18 protein-coding genes are annotated in these 18147 nt (G+C 40.5%); 9 read left to right on the top strand and 9 right to left on the bottom strand.

Going from position 1 to position 18147, the window contains the following annotated elements:
• Positions 1-36: 36 nt before the first annotated feature.
• Entirely contained in the window at positions 37-960 is a 924-nt protein-coding gene (locus L4D09_RS27155; RefSeq protein ID WP_428460662.1) for a YeeE/YedE thiosulfate transporter family protein, read from the top strand.
• Positions 961-1006: 46 nt separating this feature from the next.
• Here the strand turns inward: L4D09_RS27155 and L4D09_RS27150 are convergent, their stop codons facing one another.
• Entirely contained in the window at positions 1007-1399 is a 393-nt protein-coding gene (locus L4D09_RS27150) for a VOC family protein (RefSeq protein WP_428460661.1), read from the bottom strand.
• Positions 1400-1657: 258 nt separating this feature from the next.
• Here L4D09_RS27150 and L4D09_RS27145 point away from each other — a divergent pair, with 258 nt between their 5' ends.
• Positions 1658-3313, top strand: a complete 1656-nt coding sequence (locus L4D09_RS27145) for an ATP-dependent endonuclease (protein WP_428460660.1) — start codon at positions 1658-1660, stop codon at positions 3311-3313.
• 13 nt (positions 3314-3326) lie between these two features.
• Here L4D09_RS27145 and phrB read toward each other — a convergent pair whose 3' ends face one another.
• From phrB to L4D09_RS27115, 6 genes are all read right to left on the bottom strand, one after another.
• Positions 3327-4787 carry a deoxyribodipyrimidine photo-lyase gene (gene phrB / locus L4D09_RS27140; protein WP_428460659.1) on the bottom strand — a complete coding sequence of 487 codons (1461 nt, stop codon included), beginning with the start codon at positions 4785-4787 and terminating at the stop codon, positions 3327-3329.
• Positions 4788-4895: 108 nt separating this feature from the next.
• Entirely contained in the window at positions 4896-5699 is an 804-nt protein-coding gene (locus L4D09_RS27135; RefSeq protein ID WP_428460658.1) for a MerR family transcriptional regulator, read from the bottom strand.
• Between the two features lie 7 nt (positions 5700-5706).
• Positions 5707-6654, bottom strand: coding sequence for a YbgA family protein (locus L4D09_RS27130; protein WP_428460657.1), 948 nt, complete (start codon positions 6652-6654; stop codon positions 5707-5709).
• Between the two features lie 153 nt (positions 6655-6807).
• A complete protein-coding gene (gene cutA / locus L4D09_RS27125; protein ID WP_428460656.1) occupies positions 6808-7131 on the bottom strand; it encodes a divalent-cation tolerance protein CutA in 324 nt (107 codons plus the stop codon).
• Between the two features lie 154 nt (positions 7132-7285).
• Positions 7286-9346 carry an alpha-amylase family glycosyl hydrolase gene (locus tag L4D09_RS27120; protein WP_428460655.1) on the bottom strand — a complete coding sequence of 687 codons (2061 nt, stop codon included), beginning with the start codon at positions 9344-9346 and terminating at the stop codon, positions 7286-7288.
• Positions 9347-9655: 309 nt separating this feature from the next.
• Positions 9656-10072 carry an ACT domain-containing protein gene (locus tag L4D09_RS27115; RefSeq protein WP_428460654.1) on the bottom strand — a complete coding sequence of 139 codons (417 nt, stop codon included), beginning with the start codon at positions 10070-10072 and terminating at the stop codon, positions 9656-9658.
• A gap of 156 nt (positions 10073-10228) precedes the next feature.
• Here L4D09_RS27115 and L4D09_RS27110 point away from each other — a divergent pair, with 156 nt between their 5' ends.
• From L4D09_RS27110 to L4D09_RS27100, 3 genes are all read left to right on the top strand, one after another.
• Complete coding sequence (locus L4D09_RS27110) at positions 10229-10579, top strand: hypothetical protein (RefSeq protein ID WP_428460653.1); 351 nt, start codon at positions 10229-10231, stop codon at positions 10577-10579.
• A 169-nt stretch (positions 10580-10748) separates the two neighbouring features.
• Positions 10749-11741 carry an MBL fold metallo-hydrolase gene (locus tag L4D09_RS27105; protein WP_428460652.1) on the top strand — a complete coding sequence of 331 codons (993 nt, stop codon included), beginning with the start codon at positions 10749-10751 and terminating at the stop codon, positions 11739-11741.
• Between the two features lie 20 nt (positions 11742-11761).
• The gene (locus tag L4D09_RS27100) at positions 11762-12292 is read left to right on the top strand and encodes a chorismate mutase (protein WP_428460651.1); all 531 of its coding nucleotides are present in this window, start codon (positions 11762-11764) and stop codon (positions 12290-12292) included.
• A gap of 56 nt (positions 12293-12348) precedes the next feature.
• Here the strand turns inward: L4D09_RS27100 and L4D09_RS27095 are convergent, their stop codons facing one another.
• Positions 12349-13248, bottom strand: a complete 900-nt coding sequence (locus L4D09_RS27095) for an AraC family transcriptional regulator (RefSeq protein WP_428460650.1) — start codon at positions 13246-13248, stop codon at positions 12349-12351.
• A 54-nt stretch (positions 13249-13302) separates the two neighbouring features.
• Here L4D09_RS27095 and L4D09_RS27090 point away from each other — a divergent pair, with 54 nt between their 5' ends.
• Positions 13303-14685, top strand: a complete 1383-nt coding sequence (locus L4D09_RS27090; protein WP_428460649.1) for an MATE family efflux transporter — start codon at positions 13303-13305, stop codon at positions 14683-14685.
• Between the two features lie 147 nt (positions 14686-14832).
• Here the strand turns inward: L4D09_RS27090 and L4D09_RS27085 are convergent, their stop codons facing one another.
• Complete coding sequence (locus L4D09_RS27085; RefSeq protein WP_428460648.1) at positions 14833-15999, bottom strand: sodium:proton antiporter; 1167 nt, start codon at positions 15997-15999, stop codon at positions 14833-14835.
• A gap of 733 nt (positions 16000-16732) precedes the next feature.
• Here L4D09_RS27085 and L4D09_RS27080 point away from each other — a divergent pair.
• The 3 genes from L4D09_RS27080 to L4D09_RS27070 all read left to right on the top strand — a co-directional run bounded on the left by L4D09_RS27080 (position 16733) and on the right by L4D09_RS27070 (position 18075).
• Positions 16733-16879, top strand: a complete 147-nt coding sequence (locus L4D09_RS27080; RefSeq protein ID WP_428460647.1) for a hypothetical protein — start codon at positions 16733-16735, stop codon at positions 16877-16879.
• 120 nt (positions 16880-16999) lie between these two features.
• The gene (locus L4D09_RS27075; protein WP_428460646.1) at positions 17000-17422 is read left to right on the top strand and encodes a DUF3859 domain-containing protein; all 423 of its coding nucleotides are present in this window, start codon (positions 17000-17002) and stop codon (positions 17420-17422) included.
• Between the two features lie 26 nt (positions 17423-17448).
• Positions 17449-18075 (top strand): 3'-5' exonuclease, encoded by a 627-nt coding sequence (locus L4D09_RS27070; protein WP_428460645.1) that lies wholly within the window; start codon positions 17449-17451, stop codon positions 18073-18075.
• Positions 18076-18147 lie beyond the last annotated feature (72 nt).

The raw sequence follows: 18147 nt of genomic DNA, 5'->3' as shown, positions 1-18147 counted from the left end.
GTTAGAAGCATGACAAAAACGTGTCAGAGCTAATCAATGATAAATTATATACTGCCAATATTTCTTGCCACACTGGTTGGCTACCTTACCCAACGGACGGGTTTATGCATGGTGAGAGGGGTACATGAACTTCTAGCAAAACGCCCTGCTTTCTTAATTACCATCTTATGTTGTGGCTTTTGGTATTGGTTAGTTACGCCCTTTTCTACCGATCAGCTTCTCGATTTGTCGATAGATCGCTACCAAATCAGTTTTCATTTTATTCTCGGTGGTTTCATGTTTGGCTTTGGTGCAGCAATTAACAAAGGCTGTTCAATTTCAACGATATCGAAGCTTGCGAAGGGACATTACCATATGCTCTTAACCGTGATGGGTTGGCTCATTGGCTGGTTTACTCTTACATCAATGTCACTGAATCTTGAATATAACAAAATTCAAGCAACTACATCGCCATCGTTACTTCACCTCGCTTTGCTTTTGATTGTTGGCTTTATTTTATTCTATCGAGTTAACAGCGCAAAACGTCCACTGCTACTGGGTATTATCTTCTTTGGCATAACCGCAAGCATTCTCACTTACCTGGTGCCTAACTGGTCACCAAGCCAGCTGCTTAAGGATATATCTGCTGCAACACTTCATATGCAGGAAGGGAAATGGCCTTCTATCCAACGGTTTCTTATCATTACTGGGTTAATCGTTGGTATGGCAGCAGGAGCAAAGAAACGGCTTTCTATTACGCAGTTTGAGATCAGGTTCAATCAGCTTGTGACCCACTTAATTGCCGGTATTATCATGGGCGTTGGCGCATCACTTGCGCTAGGAGGAAACGATTCGCAATTGCTTATTGCTCTACCAGCAATCTCACCAGCAGGGGCTATCACCGTACTGTTTATCGTGCTCGGTATCGCTTCGGGGATGATGCTGAGAAAATGGTTAAACCGCGATACTCCATCAAAATAAGCCGCAATGTAGCCTCTAGTAATCTACATTGCAGCTTTACTAATAATTACTTGTAGCGTCCATGACGCTGTAAGAATTCAATTTTGTAGCCATCGGGGTCTACAACAAAGAAGAACTTTGCTAACAACTGGCCATCACGGAAGAATTCTTTAATCTCTGCAGGCTCATAGCCTAGCTGAGTTAACTTATCGTGCTCTTTTTCTAACTCTTCGACAGCAACCGCAATATGGCCATAGCCCGTACCATGTGTATAAGGTTCCGCGCCTTCATTCCATGTAAGTTCTAGCTCCATATCGTTTTCTTCATTACGAAGGTAAACAAGACTAAAACCATCAAAATCGAGACGTTCTGCAACATCTAAATCAAGCGCTTGCTTATAAAACAACAGTGACTTGTCTAAATCAAAAACACGAACCATTGTATGTATCATTTTAGCCATCGACATCTCCTGAATGTGGTTGTAACACGCGCTTTATCAACACGTTAACCTACTTTTATTTTAGCGGGACTATAACAACTCAATCTGTGGTCAACAAGTGTTATATTTTTCGCTAACTATCTAATTTGTATTAAAGACTTTGCAAGAATGTGACCCTCTCTACCCCATATTTTTGCATGGTCATGTAGGCTTATAGGTATCAGCTAGGTGCTAACCAATGGGTTAACCATGCAATGTAGGCTTTTTTAGAGGTAGCTTATGCAATTGAAGCGAATTGAAATATCAGGGTTTCGGGGCATTAGGCGTTTATCTCTCTCACTTGATGAGCTCACTGTACTCATTGGGGAGAATGCGTGGGGTAAATCCTCATTACTCGATGCGCTTGATATTGCACTATCTCCAAGCGCTGAATTTTACACATTCCATTTCTCTGATTTTCATGTCGATTACACTGCAGGCCATGAGAAAGTCAGCCATCTCAGCATTATTTTGCACTTCACTGAAGATTACCCAAGTGAGTATAAAGCTCGCCGTTATAAAGCCTTTACACCAGTCTGGGTTAAGACAGAGGCAGAAAGTAAATCATTATTTTATCAAATATCCAGTACAGTCATTGATGATAAGATTACCAGTCAGCGACAGTTCCTCGATAACCACGGCCATCCAATCGATTGTGATGACACACAGAAGCTCGCTCGCCAGCTAATGATACTTCACCCTATTGTACGTATTCGTGATGCTCGTCGGTTAAGAGAAGAACCCGCAAAAGATAAAACATTAGCAGAAAATGATAAGCGTCAAACAGACAACCTGCGTATCGAACGGAGACTGGATAATACTTGCCGCCGTTTAATGACCCGTCCTGGTCACGTTAGCCAAGCCGAAATAAAGAGTAGCGTTAATGCACTGCGTACATTAGTTGATCACTATTTTGCTTTTACACCTCATAGTAGACGCAGTGGGTTTGAGCATCGGCATTTCCCAGAAAGAACACAGTATGCAGTAACCCCCTTAGAACAACTCACTCAGCCTGAAGTGACAAAACAGAGTCGTCTAGTACTCATGGGGCTGCTCAATGCTTTTATAAGAGCCCGAGGCCCTGTCGAGCTTAAACGTATTTCTCGGCCCATTTTGATTTTAGAGGATCCTGAAGGACGACTACACCCAACTATTTTGCACCAAGCTTGGACATTCATTTCAAAAATGCCAATGCAAAAAATCTTAACCAGTAACAGTCCTGACCTTTGCTCTATTGTGCCATTACCGTCCATTAAAAAACTCATTAGGACCCCCAGCAAAACAACTGTTTTTTCAATAAAACCCAATCAATTAAGCAAAGATGAACAGCGCCGTGTCACTTTCCATGTTCGCGTTCATCGCCCCAGTGCTTTATTTGCTCGAGCATGGTTATTTGTTGAAGGAGAAACCGAAGTTTGGCTTTTCAATGAATTGGCAAGAATTTGTGGGTATAACCTAAATGCTGAAGGTGTACAGCTTATTGAGTTTGCACAAAGTGGTTTAAAACCTTTAGTGAAAGTTGCCAAGAGCCTTGGCATTGAATGGCATGTCATTACTGATGGAGATATGGCAGGGAGAAAATACGCAGAAACAGTGAAAAATATGCTGGGATCTGATGCTGAGAGACATCGTTTGACCGTATTACCCAAACGCGATATTGAACATTATCTTTATTTTAATGGGTTTGAACCACTCTTCCGCCAGCTTGCTGCTATTCCAGATAATTCTCCGTTAATCCCCAAAAAGATCATCCAGCGTGCGCTAAAACGCCATGCAAAGCCCGATGTTGCGCTTGCTATGGTTAAGTATGTTGAAGAAGAGAATGTCGATGAGATACCTATATTGCTCCGTTGGATATTAAAACGTATGGTCGCCATGTCGCGTGGTGTTAGCTAATTGCCTTATATCGCTAAAGTGTTTCTTTTGTACTGCATGTTTTTGCAGTTTTAAATACATCGATAGCCATTATTCGAGCAGCCTTGTGATCAACAATTGGTAATGGATAATCAATCTTATCTGCACCCGACCATAGATGTGGCTGGTGGATATATTTATCTGGGACATTTTTTAATTCATGTACCCATGTACGGATAAACTCTCCTTTTGGATCAAATCTTTCGCCTTGGGTTGTAGGGTTAAATACTCGAAAATAAGGCTGAGCATCAGTTCCAGTTGAAGCAGCCCATTGCCAGCCGCCATTATTCAAAGCCAAATCACCATCGATCAGGTGAGACATGAACCATTGCTCACCAATTTGCCAATGCATGAGTAGATCTTTAGTAAAGAAACTTGCTGTAATCATTCTCAATCGGTTATGCATCCAACCTGTAGAAAGTAACTGACGCATAGCTGCATCGACAATTGGAAAGCCCGTTTCACCTTGCTGCCAAGCTTTAAGCATATGCTCTGAGCATACCCAAGGTACAGAGGCCGTCCATGCTAGAAACGGCTGATTACGACTAAGTTTGGGGTAAGCAACCATTAGGTGACGATAAAATTCACGCCAAATAATTTCATTTATCCAACAAAATGCACCAGACTCAGGTTCATCTAAACAATCAGGATATTCAGTAAGTACCGCCGCGATACACTGCCTAGGCGATAACATACCAAGCGCTAAATAAGGGGAAAGGCAGCTGGTTCCATCGACTGAAGGTATATCCCGATTATCTTTATACTCATGAATTTTCTCATAGCAAAAGGTGGTTAACCTCTGACTGATTGCGTCTTCATCGACAGGCCACAACATACTGTCCGCTTTTGGGTAGGTCACCGTCATGTGTTTAGTCTGAGCGATATCTGTACCCACTCCGATACCAAGAGGTAAAGCATCAAAAGCAACAGGTTTGGCTTTAGGCATTGTATTCTGCTGGTAAAATACATTAATCCATTCTCGCCGAAATGGCGTAAACACTTTGTATGCTTCACCTTTCTTTGTTAACACGCTAGAAGGAGGTAGAACACATGTATCATCATACGATGAAAACTTTACTTTATTATTCTCTAATAACTGAGCGGCCTCATTATCACGTTGTTGTTCATTCCATTCATATTGTTTATTACAAAATACATGCTTGATGTTATATTTATTCGTAACGTCTAATAAGACTTCAGGCACAGCGCTATAGTCTGCGACTTCCACTAACTCAAATGCAATATTCAACATGGATAGTTGTTCTTTTAAAACGCACAATCGACGCTGAATGAAATCAATTTGTATTGGGGCGACATTATGTTCATGCCACTGCATAGGTGTAGATACATATATAGCAATTAATCGATTACACCTTGCTTTGGCTGCAATAAGTGCGGTGTTATCAATAATGCGTAAATCGGTTCTTAGCCATAACAACCCCGTATGCTCGTGCATAACATACCCCGTTCTTAGCTATTAATAGTAAATCCGTTCATGAACAATCAACCATGGGTAGATTTAAATGTTTCATGATTATCTATCATGTTTTCATCTGGATATTAACTAACTTTCAGATAGATGGGGGTGTATTAATTTAACGCTACCACTGCAATGTACATTGCATTCCACCTCATCAATCAAGTTAGTTAACTGCTCTTGGTTATAGCGGCTTAGTTTGTTATCCCCATCGATATAAAGTGTTTTTATCTGTAATTCTTTCATCATTACAATTAATGAAGACAGTTTCCCAGACAAGTTAGTCAGCAACGTCACACTGTAACCAAATTCTGTTAGCTCCATCATTTTCAGCCATACTCGGTAACTTGGTATTGCATCAAAACTAATCAATACACACGGTTTATTATTCCTTCTCCGTGATTTTGCAACTTGAAACAAACACTTTTCGCTTAACACATTCCGCCATAGCGACGTTTGCATGATAGAAAGCGGGTTATCGTTTGAATTTATGGCCAAATCAACCCTTGCTGCTATTTGCTTTTCAAACACATCAAGGGGGTATTCTTTCATCAATTGTGTTAATTGCTTATCAAGCGATCTCGCATTTACATCGGCTAGCGCATCAAGAAGTTGCTCTACCGCCTTGCGAATATCATTCTCTGTTTCGATACCCGCATCTTCTATCGCAGACAAAGAAGCAGCCTCGAGCAATGGTCTCACTTTCCCGATTGACACTCCTTTTCCTAACCAACCTAATATAATCTGAATTTTATCAATATCAGCTTGGCTGTATAAACGGTGACCTTTTTCAGTTCGCGCGGGGTTAAGTAATCCATAACGCCTCTGCCATGCGCGTAATGTGACTGAATTTACACCCGTGATATCTGATACTTCTTTTATGGTAAACATACAATTATTACAGTCCATAACGTAATTTTAACTCCTCAGGATAAGGGTCAATAAACGTTTGTAGTTGCAAATATGGATCTGGAAACTCTCGTAAATAATGCTTAATCATCATCAACGGTACAAGCATAGGCTGGTGACCATCTTTATAACTCATAATAAGATTTGCTAATTCTTTTTTTTGTTCTTTTGTTAATGAGTTCTTAAAGTAACCTTGAAGGTGCATGAGTACATTTGTTTTATTATTTCGGCTGGCTCTTTCTTTAATCGCATCCATAAACTGTTGACGGTATTCTATATAAAAAGAATCTAAATCATATTCTTTAATCTTTGCTACCAATGGGCCCATGCTTTTATAGGCTTTAGGGCTATGCGCCATTAGTACCAATTTATAACGAGAGTGAAACTTTACAAAAGCATCAGATGACAGATTATCACGAACACTTTTATAAAAATCATTTAGTGCAAAAATACGAAATACAAAGTTTTCTCTTAAAACCGGGTCTTGTAAGCGTCCGTCTTCTTCAATAGGTAACCATGGCATTCTTTCCATGAGCTCTTTCGTATAGATCCCCACACTTCCGCCTGCTACTGTATTACCATTTTCAAGATAGAGTTTCACGCGTTCCATGCCGCAAGTTGGAGACTTTGCACATACAACATAACCTCTGAGTTCATCAAACTGAGAAATTTGCTTTTGAGCGAAGGTCTTCATTTTCGTGGTGTAGTCAATTTCCTGAGTCTTACTATCAACGAGGCATTCATCACCTTCGGTAACTTGCTGTAAGCGAATAGCAGATCGAGGAATGCTCATTCCAATACCCACTTCAGGGCACACTGGCTTAAACTTCACGTATTTTGATAACTCATCGACTACAAATCGACTTTGTTTATTTCCGCCATCAAAACGGACTTTTTCACCGATGACACAAGCGCTAATTCCTACAAGCATTTCCATAACTCACCAGCCTTGTACAAAACTTACCTCTTGTACAACTAAAGTTAGTTCGATGCAGGGTGTTGTACAAGTTTTATTTTTGTACAACGTTCAAGTCGATGTATAACAGACGCTTAAAATGCACAGTGTAATAACGAATCATATTTTGATGTACTAGCTAGTAAGACATTCCTCGTTAATCCAGTTTAGGTAGTCGCTGTAACCCGCCGATATTGGAAGCTGAATAATTTGTGGGGTTTCATAATCATGGTTATTGATAATGTCCGCTTCAACGGCTTTGTAATGCGCTTTCGTCGTTTTAATAATTGCCAAACATTCCTGATCTTTATTCACTTTCCCTTGCCAATGGTAGTAACTTTCTATTGATTGAACTTGAACGCAGGCAGCTAAGCGTTTTTCAATCAAAGAATGAATGATCTTTTCACCATTTTGTTCATCTGCAAACGTTGTAAGGACTACACAATATTCTGTCGACATGCCGAATTTCTCTAATAAAAACAATCATAATTATACACTCATAGCATTAAGCCCATCCGCTAAAATGAAAAAAGAGAGCACTTGGCTCTCTTTGTTTTATCATTATCAGGCTCTAATTCTCGCCATATATAAGCACATCACTCATTAAAAACGCTTATGGGCACTTCGAAACCATTAATTGTTCAGGCAAACCATTGTCGTTGAACTTCAAGCTCCACACATATTGCCCTGCCTCAGGTAAGGTAACAGCAGTATCTTTACCGTAACCACCTGACCTCAAAGTGCTTTTCACTCCAGGTTTGAGTTCTAAGCCATCTGCTGTGAATTGTGGTGACCAATCACGGCTTGCATACTGCATGCGGTATGCACCTGCTTTTTCATCGACTACAACCTGATAGGTGTTGTCCCCTTTGTATTCATACGCTCTTTGGGGTTTATGACTCCAACCTGCATCGGCAAAGTCGCCAACAACATACAAGATCTTCTCAATCGGCCCAGCTTGCTCAACCGTTGGATTATCACACTGCGCCATGAAACCTTCGCCTGATAGCGAAGCTGCTGCCGCAACGTTTGATTTTACACCGTCAGCAGATGGTACTTCAATTTGCAAGAAGCGTGCTTCAAATGCCGTCAACGGGATATAGTAGTTCCCGTCTTGCGGTACAAATTGCTCACCCGACTGTAAATCAATTAACGCACCGTCCGAGCCCGCATCAACGGCATTGATCACAACAATATCAGCGCGAGAAGTGGTGCTGACCATATACAATAAAGCTTCGTCAATGCCCTGCTTGTGATCGACATAGGCATTATCATTAGCAACCACATTGGTTCGTACGCCTGATGATAACGCTGGGTGAGCCGCTCTTAACGCCATGAGTTCCGACACATACTGCCTAAGTTCAGCTTGATGCCCACCAAGTGACACTGTCACGCCATCAATTTTTGCGCTGGTGCGTGCGACGTGATCATCACACAGACCTTTAACAGCACAGTTCTCTTCTACTTTCGCGGCATAACCATCGACTTGATCACCAATCTCTTCGCCGTAATATAACGTGATTGGGCCGGTATATGCTGCTTGAAATGACAGTGCGGCTTTATGGCGTAACCAATATTCAGCGTCATCTGGCGATGCAATATCTCCTCGCTGTAACAGATCGCCTAATCGAACTAAATCATGATTTCCTAGCATCAAATTAGGTTTTGCATGATCAGGATACAGGCTATGTAAGTTCATTCCGTCATTTAGCCAAGCGCCACCTTTATTACCTACACTACTTTCATTAACGGCAAAGGTTTCAACCACACGGTATCGAACAGGGAAATCAAATGCTGAACACAACGCAGGGTTATCTTGTTCACCATAACCTGTTTCTGTGATGTAATTTTCGTTGTTCCAAATCTCAGCGACCATATAGCCCAGAGGATTAACGTCTTCACCTTTGTGATTGACATAAGTTACTGAACGAGAAGCCTCATCAACACTTTGACGTATCGATTTCCATGCCTCTGTGGGTACTTGATAGGCTTGGTCTAGACGCCAGCCATCAATTTTCAGTTCTTTAATCCAATAGGTTGCAACTTCTTGATAAAAAGCGAGGCTTTCAGGATAACTGACAGGATTGCTCTCACCGACTGGCAAACGGCCTTCTGGTGATGGCACTACATTGTCTTTATGATGACCAAATACACCGTCAAAGAATACGTAAAGACCTTTCGCATGTGCTTTTTCAACAAGTTTTTTGGCTTGTTCCATAGTGCCAAAACGAGGGTCAACCGCGAAATAATCACTGGCAAAATAACCCGTTGCATCAAGGCGATCGGCCCAGTGGTCTTGTCCTTCGACTGGAATAGAATAGAAAATAGGTGTCAACCAAATAGCATTCACGCCAAGAGATTCAATGTAATCAAGTGAGTCTATAATACCTTGTAAGTCACCTTTATGATGGCTGGTGCCGTAACCCGTACCATGACCAATACTTGAATCGCCATCAACAAAACTTTCTACCATTATTTGATAGATTCTCAAATCATCTGATTGAGACATTAGCTGGGTATCACAGAGGTATGGTTCTGGCTTATCAGTATTGGTAATACCTGTGCTTGAACAAGCGGTTAGCGAAGCTACTATTGCCAATGCTAGACACGTTTTTAGATTCCGTTTCACTACGATAATCTCCTTGATTAATCTTGTTTTTATATGAGGCTCCATTACGGTTATTCATTATTCACAACAAGATAACACCTGAGACCATCCCCCTGCTGTTGGAAGCAAGGCGTAGGCAAGGGGCGTAGAACAAAGTTATTATTCAGACGGGAATTTCATGAGCCGTTCACGATAATCCATGTATGCAAAATGAGATCGCTAACAATAAAACGTCGCTGTGTAGCAAAATACTGCCACTCAATCTGTTATTAAGTTCATGTTTCACTGAGTAATTAACAACAAACATTATGTTTGTGATACGAGGTGCATTTTCATCAATTCATATCTTCGTTGAGCTATGTAAGCAAACAGCGGCTATTTATTGCTGAAGTTTGCTAATGCACTTAACGCTGCTTCCGCTTTATTTGCAGGCACAAATACATGATCGTGATAATAAGCTGCAATGACATTCGCACTTATCGACAATTCCGCTAACCGCCCTGAAACTGCAGCTGTTAACCCAACGGCTTCTAAACTTGAATGAACCGTTAGGGTTATACATTTAAATACACCTTCATACTCAAGCTTTTCAGTGTCTGCTATACGCTTCTCAATCACCATGGTTAAGCCTTCTGACTCCATAAATGTTGCAAGGGGCTTAAGTGATAATAACGAACCAAATTCAACTGAGATTTCATTTTCAACATGTTGAGTACAAAAAACAAAATCGCCATCCATCAAAATTGGCGACATATTCTCTAACAAGACATCTAGATCTGTTATCCCTGTCATTTATCACTACCTTAGTCATTTTAATGTTATTACTGATTAGTAAATCAGCACTCAGCTTAGCTATGTTAGATGCTAATCCATTATTTTTACTACATCACGCTATCACACTGTTACAATAGTCGCATTATACCAATGAGTATCTTTGAGGTTAGAATAATGCAACACGAAGAGTTTGAAACACTAGTTAAAGCACTGTGTGAAAAAGAAAACTTGCCACAGGCGCTTGAAGCGCTGAAAGCTTGTGAAGATACTGAAGTATCAGAAGCTGCAGTGTCTCTAACTGGTCAGTTTCAGTTAGCTGAAATTGACGGCGAAAAGCGTATTTATCATGTATCAGTGCATGATAACGATGAAGGTCAAGAAGAAGAATACGTTGAATGGGTAATGAACGATGGCGATGACATCATTAAGTTTGTTGCATGGTTCTTCTTTGCCATGTTCGAAATGAAGCAAAAAGATGTATACCAAGTTGCTGGTCGAACTTACCAACAACCTAAGCGAAAATAATCTTGATGCCGGCATTTGATGCCGGCAACTTTTTGTTTTGTGAACTTTCACCTCATACCTTTTCACATCTTCTCACAATAAACCTCAACGAATTCATCACAACTCAATTACAATGGCCACCATAACGTCTGATTATCCAGACATAGATGTCGACCATTTAGAGGAACTGATGTTTAAGCATTTTTTTATTCTTTGCATTACCCTGCTGTCATGCCAGATTAGTGCAACCCCAACGAATCAGTTTGATGTGGTAACGCTAGGCTCTCGAGGTGGTATCCAAGATGGAAACCTCACAGCATTTCTAGTAAAAGCCTCGCAAGATCCCCACTATGTCACTATGGATGCAGGCACACTTGTTAATGGAATCAAAATCGCAGCTGAAAAGGGGGCCTTTGATCATATTACCGTACCAGAAGAGTCACCCTATAATACTGTCGGATATATACTAAAAGAACGTATAAAAGGCTATTTCATTTCCCATGCACATTTAGATCACGTAGCTGGAATGATTATTGCGTCACCAGATGACAGCTCTAAGGTAATCTACGGGCTCCCCTCTGTGAATTCAGCTCTCTCAAGCACTTATTTCAATTGGGTTTCATGGCCTAATTTCACTGACCGTGGCAACGGTTTCAAGTTGAAAAAATTCCAAATGAACGACCTTACTCCGCTAGAGTGGCAAGACATCAAGTCAACATCGCTAAAGGTCAAAACTTTCCCACTCAGCCATTCCGGTGTTGAATCAACTGCATTCCTGTTAGACAACAATGGTACTGCCTTTGTATATTTTGGAGACACTGGACCCGATGACGTTGAGCAAAGTAAAGCAATAAACACGGTCTGGAAGTCATTAGTGCCTTATATTAAGGAAGATAAACTGTCTGGCATTGTCATTGAAGTCTCTTTTACCAATGGTGTTGAAGACCAATTTTTATTCGGGCACCTCACTCCTGATTGGTTAATGCATGAACTTAGAAAACTCGAGCATTTAGCGGGGGGAAAAGGATCGCTGCAAGACTTGAATATTATTATTAGTCACATCAAATACAGTATGAAAAAAGGCGAAGATCCTAAAACCGTTATCAAAAAACAATTAGAAGCACAAAATGACTTAGGTGTGAACTTTTTATTTCCCGCCCAAGGCGATAGCCTTTATCTATAAACTACAAGAATGGAATTATGATGAAAAAAATACTACTTCTTTCTACCTTGCTACTAACCTCATTGTCGGTACATGCTAACCCACAAGCAGAAGCTCTTTTTCAGACCATTAATGATCGTTTGAGCTATATGGAAGATGTCGCATTATTTAAAGCCAATAATCATTTAGCTATCGAAGATATAGAAAGAGAAGAGGTTGTGTTAAATAACGCAGTTAAATCGGCAGGCGATTACGGTCTTGCGCCACAACAAGTCAAAGACTTCTTTGCCGCGCAAGTATCGGTCGCTAAAGCAATACAATACCGCCACCGTGCTGACTGGCTATCACAACCAGCAAACAATGAGCCAAGGGATCTCAAGACTGTCATTCGTCCTGCCTTGCTTACACTTGGCAACCAGATCAACGAGCAGCTTTCTGATTACGTGAAACACCACGGGCAAATAACGGCTGAGCAAAGCGATCTATTCAATCAGGTTATAACTATTAAGTATGTTAGTAATGACGACAAGTCAATGCTATTTAATGCCCTTAAAAAAGTAGATATTCAGTAATTGATATAGAGGAAGGTAAAGTAGCATCGTTGCTGTTTACCCATTACCTTCCTCGCTTAGTACCCTAGCCTTTTTCTATATTCTCTAGGTGAGCAACCATGAAATTGCCGGAAACGATGAGTAAAGTTAAAAGGATCTGCATAGCCTAATCGCTGCGCAACCATACCAATCGACCACTCTCGGTAATGCAGTAAATCGACAGCTTTTTCCATTCGCAATGTAATTAAACGTTGTTGCGTTGAACACTGATAAAGTTTCTTTGTTATTCGGTTTACCTGCTCAGTACTCAAGTAACACTTCTCAGCAATACCTTTTACGGTCCAATTATGCTGTAGCTGTGACTCAATTTCATTAAACACACTTTGAACACGTAATACCGAATTCGACGGGGCCAGTGTGGTTGTACCAAGCAACAACCTTGATAACTCACTTGCAAACAGTTTTCGATAGCTAGAGCGACCACCGATCTCACTGTGCAGTAAATTCATAACTGACCACACCTGCTCACTTAATTGGGTAAACTCTACACGTTGGCCATTCGCGGCAAACGGATGCCATTTTTCTGTTTTTTCAAGTAACACCCATGCCATCTTCCAATGACCATCAGGTTCTGATAACTCAAATCGAAATGGTAGCCCAGCAGGAAGAATCGTCAGTGTATTAGGTAATAACTGGTATTCCATATCCTCAGTGGTAAGCGAGCCTTTCCCTTCCAAAGAAAATAGCAATGTATGTAAAGTCGTACACTCTCGTTCAATTTCATAACCATCAGATAATTCAGCTAAACCTGCCATAAAAAACTCATTATCAGTTAACTCAGGCAAGTCGGATTGCATTAAAAAGCGCTCTTTACACGCCTCAGATAAATACACCGTTTCAGCCCAATGGGTTTTCTTCTGAACTAAGCGCTTTTCAAGAGTGACAGATTCACACAGGTTTTGTGGTTTTTCTAACATGTCGCTTACGTCCCTGCTCTTATATATTTGCCCCCGTAAATAGAGGGCATTAATATGACAACAAAATACATTAAAAAATCAGCCTTACCCGACGCACTTTTTTCCCGAGTAGCTAAACTGGCTTTCCCAGTTGCTATTCAAAGTGCATTGGTTGCGATTCTAGCACTTGCCGACGTCTTGATGGTGAGTGACTTTGGTCAGTCTGCAACAGCTGCAGTCGGTATTGCTTCAAAATGGCACTTTGTGGCTATTATGATCATGGCTGGCCTTGCATCAGCAAACGGTGTACTTGTCTCACAATATTGGGGCAAAAAAGACAAAGTTCACGCAAAAACCGTGACATTACAGGCAATGAAGTTCGGTGCCATAATCATGGTGCCAGTGACATTTATCATCACGTTTTTCGCACCGCAAATTATGCAATTACAAACCCATGATTTTCAGGTGATCGAACAAGGCGCGCAATACCTTTGGTACAGTTTTCCGGTATTAATTTTAACGCATGTGATCATAACCACGGAATCAAGTCTACGTTCGAGTGGTGATGCACTATTACCTCTAATACTTGGCGCAATCACGATTGCCTTAAATATCGCGTTAAACTTCCTATTCATTAAAGGTGGTTGGGGTATACCTGCAATGGGTGTTGCTGGTGCTGCGTTTGCAACAACAATTGCTCGATTTGCACAGGTCATGATGATGTGGGCGGTAATGGTATATCGCCACCACTGGCTATTAACAAGCCGTGCAATACCAAACCATCAAACGCTATGGATGACCTACCGTAAACTGGCGATCCCTCACTCATTAAATGCACTTTTATGGGCATTAGGTACCCTAACTTACCAAATTGTTTTTGGTCGTTTAGGCACAACCGAACTCGCAGTATTTAGTATGATTGGCCCCTTCGAGTCGCTTCTCTACTCTATCTTTATGGGTATTTCCGTTGCATGCTCTGTTCTTGTTGGACAATCACTAGGTCGTAACGAATTTGATGTGGCACAAGCCATGACGGCATTCTTTATTAAGTTTGTCCTTATTCTTGGTATTGGTATTGGTGTTTTTCTTTATATTAATAGCGAATTTGTCATTCGTTGGCTCAACCTCGATAGTCCTGAATTACTGCCTTACGCACAACCTGCGATGATCGCGATAAGTTTTGGTGTTACCTTACGCATGCTAAATATGATTATTATTAACGGTATTCTGCGCTCGGGGGGAGAAAACATGTTCTGCCTACGAATGGACTTTATTGCAATGTGGTTAATCGGTATTCCAGTAACCGCTTATGGTGCTTTTCTTGGTGAGTGGAGTTTTGGCTGGGTTTATGCCGCAATGCTAGTAGAAGAAGTGGTGAAACTATCTCTTTGCTTTAATCGCTACTTGAAACGACGTTGGATGAATAATTTAACGGTTCAAGCACAACCTGCAATTTAGAAATAAAAAACGGGCTATGTAAACTGGATACATAGCCCGCTAAATGGTTAAGCGATATTTTATTAAAATTTAACTAGATCTAATTACGCCGCAGCTCGACCAACAACTAATGAAAACAGGAAAATAGTCATAACTGCTGCCAGTAACTTAAGCTCTCGTTTTTTCATGTGCGACTCCTTCATCTTTCGTAAGAATTAAACTGCGTACTGCCATAATAAAGAACCCTGTTAGCACTAGGTTCAATGCTAAAGACAACATACTGATTGTGACAATTGGTCCACCGAAGCCGTAACCGATGCTGATCATCAATACACCTGCACCAACCTCACCTCGTGGCCACATACCAATAGAAAGTGCTAGACGCTCTTTTATAGTGGCTTCTTTGCGGTAACAAAATAGTGGGAACATTTTACCGAGGTTCGACACAATCGAAATCATCATTACGTGGAAAGCAATCTCTCCCATCCCCATTGCTGGCATTGATGTTGTAATACTATCGGAATTAGTGACTTCAGCTGCGCCAATAATTTGTGGCAGACTTAAACCTACAAGCACCATAAATGCACTTGCAACGACAACAGAAACTTTCTGGTCTTCTTTCGTTTCGTGCTGAGATTTCATCATGCAGCCTAAAACAAAAGCAGGTAGCAATACTTCAAAATGAATGTCAGTCGAAATGTAGAAAATTTCACATAAGCCAGCAATAAACACGGAGTAACCTACAACAGCCTTCGCTGATGAGGGTATATCCCACTTATGAAGATATTTATAACCCAAGGCTAAAATCACCAGCATAGCAAGTAACGTCAAACCTAAAGCTGGGCGCCAGCCGACAACCAAGATTGTTAATGGAATCATTAGCAATACGGTATCTAGGTCATCAAATATTGCTAGTACACGGGCTTTTTTAAACATCCACGTTGCACCTAAACCTGCAGCAGCAAGCATTGCGAACAATACTCCTGCAGATGTAGGGGCTGCAAAACGACCAATAACTAATGTTTCGGTCCATGCATCAGCATTAAACCAAAGATCGCTTGGCATAAGCACGAAAATAAAATAGGCAACAACAGCGATCCACGGAAATGTTGCTGTTGTCATTGCAACGACATAATCCCAGCCATATTGCTTAAGGTTGTTCTTATCAATTTCAAACTCTCGACCTACATTAATCATAATATAAGCAAGTGCCGACATAGTGATAACCATTAAGAATGGTTGTATTGATGCGTACCCTTCGATGAACGTTGGTAGTAATTGGGATAAAACAAGTCCCACCAGCAACAATACAGAATAAAGAACTATCTGCTTCATTCCGACACCTCTAAAACTAAAAACATAATTTACCTCTACGTTAAAACTGACATTTATATGTTTGTTATTGTTAGAGGAAATATATTCATAAATTTAATGTTTGTATTTAAGTAACGGTATGCAATCGTATCTTTGTGTAATGAAAATATCTTTTATGTATTTAATTTGGAGAAAGATTTAGCGAGTGTTTCCACCAGTCATACAATGTAACAGATGTTATCAACATGTTGCCTCTAGAGGCTTTAGACGGGACTTTTTAAGCGAAGATTAAATTTTACGAGTGAATAATAACCTTAGCTCGGTTTTCTTTTCAAGACTTTTCTGTCTAACCGATGAAACATTAGAAAAACAATCCATAATGTTAAGATAAACAGCAAACGAAAACACATTATCGCAACATTAGATTGCATTTTTGAAGGGCCTCTGCGTACCTCTTATATGCAATTTAATGCTATACAAACACACAAAATCGAAATTTGAAATATGTGTTACAGGAGCTTAACGGTGAAATACTCTCCAACTAATGTGTCGATTTAACACTCCATAGTCCGGTAGGTGTATAAAATGTCAGTCTCACAATATGCCTAGTTTATACGCCTTGATAATCCAACATTCATATAAGGTCTTGTTTTTTTTAACCTTACTTCTTCTCTCATACCTATACCCTTCCTTTACACTACAATTACCATGTACAACCGATAGACTGTTGTGGTGATGCCACTAAGGCTAGCTTATGTTTGATTGGCTAAAAAATATATTCGCACCAAACCAGGATGTATCAGACAACATCATCGATAAACAAGCTGAAGATTCAGTAGATGAAGAACTCGATACAAATTTCGCTAAAGGTTCACCTAGTGATAACGAAGAAGGCGAATAGCTTACCTTTATAATACACCTACCCGATGACAGGATGCCGTCGGGTGGTACATGTTGAGACTAGGGATTTTTTTAAGATTAGGTATAATCAAGCTTACATTTCCCTTTGTAAATACCAACAATGGCAAAATCAAAACCCGTTGTCAGCATTGAAACCTATGGGATTCATACAACTTGGGATGCTGAATCTAAACATTTACCCAAGGTTAAAACCTTCACGACTGATGTACCGGCTGAAATCGATATTGAATTTGGTTTCACTATCAATATAAAAAAAGCCCGTGGAGAGAAAATTCGCTATTGCATATATCACCCGGGTATTACAGATGATGATGGTGAAGAATTAGAACCATTTGACGGTGAGCTCCACGTTCGTACCAATGATTGGGACTTCTATCTAGGTGATACCATATGGGAACCAATTTCAAATAAGATTGGACCATGGCGTATGACAATAGAAATGCACAATAAAGTCATCGCAGAAAAAACCTTCAATCTCTACGCAAGAGATGAAGGTGAGTTTTGGAAACGTCGCGGCTTTTAAAAAATAGATAAGGTAAAAAAATAAACATGCAAACTAATGCCGACACAGTCATTGTACTCGATTTTGAAACAACCGGCCTATCACCCAACATGGGTGACAGAGCCATTGAAATTGGTGCAGTGAAACTGGAAAACGGGATTGTCGTCGATCATTTTCAAAAATTGATGAACCCAGGGTTCAGGGTAAGCAGCTTTATCGAAGGCTATACAGGCATCACCAACAGCATGCTGAGCACTGCCGCACCTTGTGATGAAGTAATGAATGAATTTGCAGATTTCATTCAAGGTTATAATCTTGTGGCTCACAACGCTTCATTTGATCAACGCTTTTTAGATGCTGAACTTACACAAATAAACCGTCAATATAATGGTCAATTCGCTTGCTCAATGCTGATTGCTCGTCGCTTATTTCAAGATGCTCCTAACCACAAGCTGGGTACACTCGTTAACACACTCAATATTGATAACGATGGCGTATTTCACCGTGCATTAGCCGATTCTGAGATGACTGCAAAACTCTGGCTTGAAATTCTTCATACAGTGCAGTCAAATTATAAACTACATGACGTAACATTTTCTAACATGCAAAAGTTAGCAAAGACAGCTAAAGCGTCAGTCCCCAACTACCTTAGAAAGCTAGCGGTAAGCATATAATTCACACAGACTTCAGGTTAACGGTTTATCTTCTTTTATTTATTAAAAATATACAGTTAACCTGATCTTTTC

The sequence above is a fragment of the Photobacterium makurazakiensis genome, assembly GCF_050336715.1.
Classification (GTDB): Bacteria; Pseudomonadota; Gammaproteobacteria; order Enterobacterales; family Vibrionaceae; genus Photobacterium; species Photobacterium makurazakiensis.
The sequence above is the reverse complement of the archived record's forward strand: the minus strand, read 5'-3'. Positions and strand labels throughout refer to the sequence as shown.

Coding starts and splice junctions, on each gene's coding strand:
- L4D09_RS27155 (WP_428460662.1), top strand. CDS start 37: ATGATAAATTATATACTGCCAATATTTCTTGCCACACTGGTTGGCTAC.
- L4D09_RS27150 (WP_428460661.1), bottom strand. CDS start 1,399: ATGGCTAAAATGATACATACAATGGTTCGTGTTTTTGATTTAGACAAG.
- L4D09_RS27145 (WP_428460660.1), top strand. CDS start 1,658: ATGCAATTGAAGCGAATTGAAATATCAGGGTTTCGGGGCATTAGGCGT.
- phrB (WP_428460659.1), bottom strand. CDS start 4,787: ATGCACGAGCATACGGGGTTGTTATGGCTAAGAACCGATTTACGCATT.
- L4D09_RS27135 (WP_428460658.1), bottom strand. CDS start 5,699: ATGTTTACCATAAAAGAAGTATCAGATATCACGGGTGTAAATTCAGTC.
- L4D09_RS27130 (WP_428460657.1), bottom strand. CDS start 6,654: ATGGAAATGCTTGTAGGAATTAGCGCTTGTGTCATCGGTGAAAAAGTC.
- cutA (WP_428460656.1), bottom strand. CDS start 7,131: ATGTCGACAGAATATTGTGTAGTCCTTACAACGTTTGCAGATGAACAA.
- L4D09_RS27120 (WP_428460655.1), bottom strand. CDS start 9,346: ATGGAGCCTCATATAAAAACAAGATTAATCAAGGAGATTATCGTAGTG.
- L4D09_RS27115 (WP_428460654.1), bottom strand. CDS start 10,072: ATGACAGGGATAACAGATCTAGATGTCTTGTTAGAGAATATGTCGCCA.
- L4D09_RS27110 (WP_428460653.1), top strand. CDS start 10,229: ATGCAACACGAAGAGTTTGAAACACTAGTTAAAGCACTGTGTGAAAAA.
- L4D09_RS27105 (WP_428460652.1), top strand. CDS start 10,749: ATGTTTAAGCATTTTTTTATTCTTTGCATTACCCTGCTGTCATGCCAG.
- L4D09_RS27100 (WP_428460651.1), top strand. CDS start 11,762: ATGAAAAAAATACTACTTCTTTCTACCTTGCTACTAACCTCATTGTCG.
- L4D09_RS27095 (WP_428460650.1), bottom strand. CDS start 13,248: ATGTTAGAAAAACCACAAAACCTGTGTGAATCTGTCACTCTTGAAAAG.
- L4D09_RS27090 (WP_428460649.1), top strand. CDS start 13,303: ATGACAACAAAATACATTAAAAAATCAGCCTTACCCGACGCACTTTTT.
- L4D09_RS27085 (WP_428460648.1), bottom strand. CDS start 15,999: ATGAAGCAGATAGTTCTTTATTCTGTATTGTTGCTGGTGGGACTTGTT.
- L4D09_RS27080 (WP_428460647.1), top strand. CDS start 16,733: ATGTTTGATTGGCTAAAAAATATATTCGCACCAAACCAGGATGTATCA.
- L4D09_RS27075 (WP_428460646.1), top strand. CDS start 17,000: ATGGCAAAATCAAAACCCGTTGTCAGCATTGAAACCTATGGGATTCAT.
- L4D09_RS27070 (WP_428460645.1), top strand. CDS start 17,449: ATGCAAACTAATGCCGACACAGTCATTGTACTCGATTTTGAAACAACC.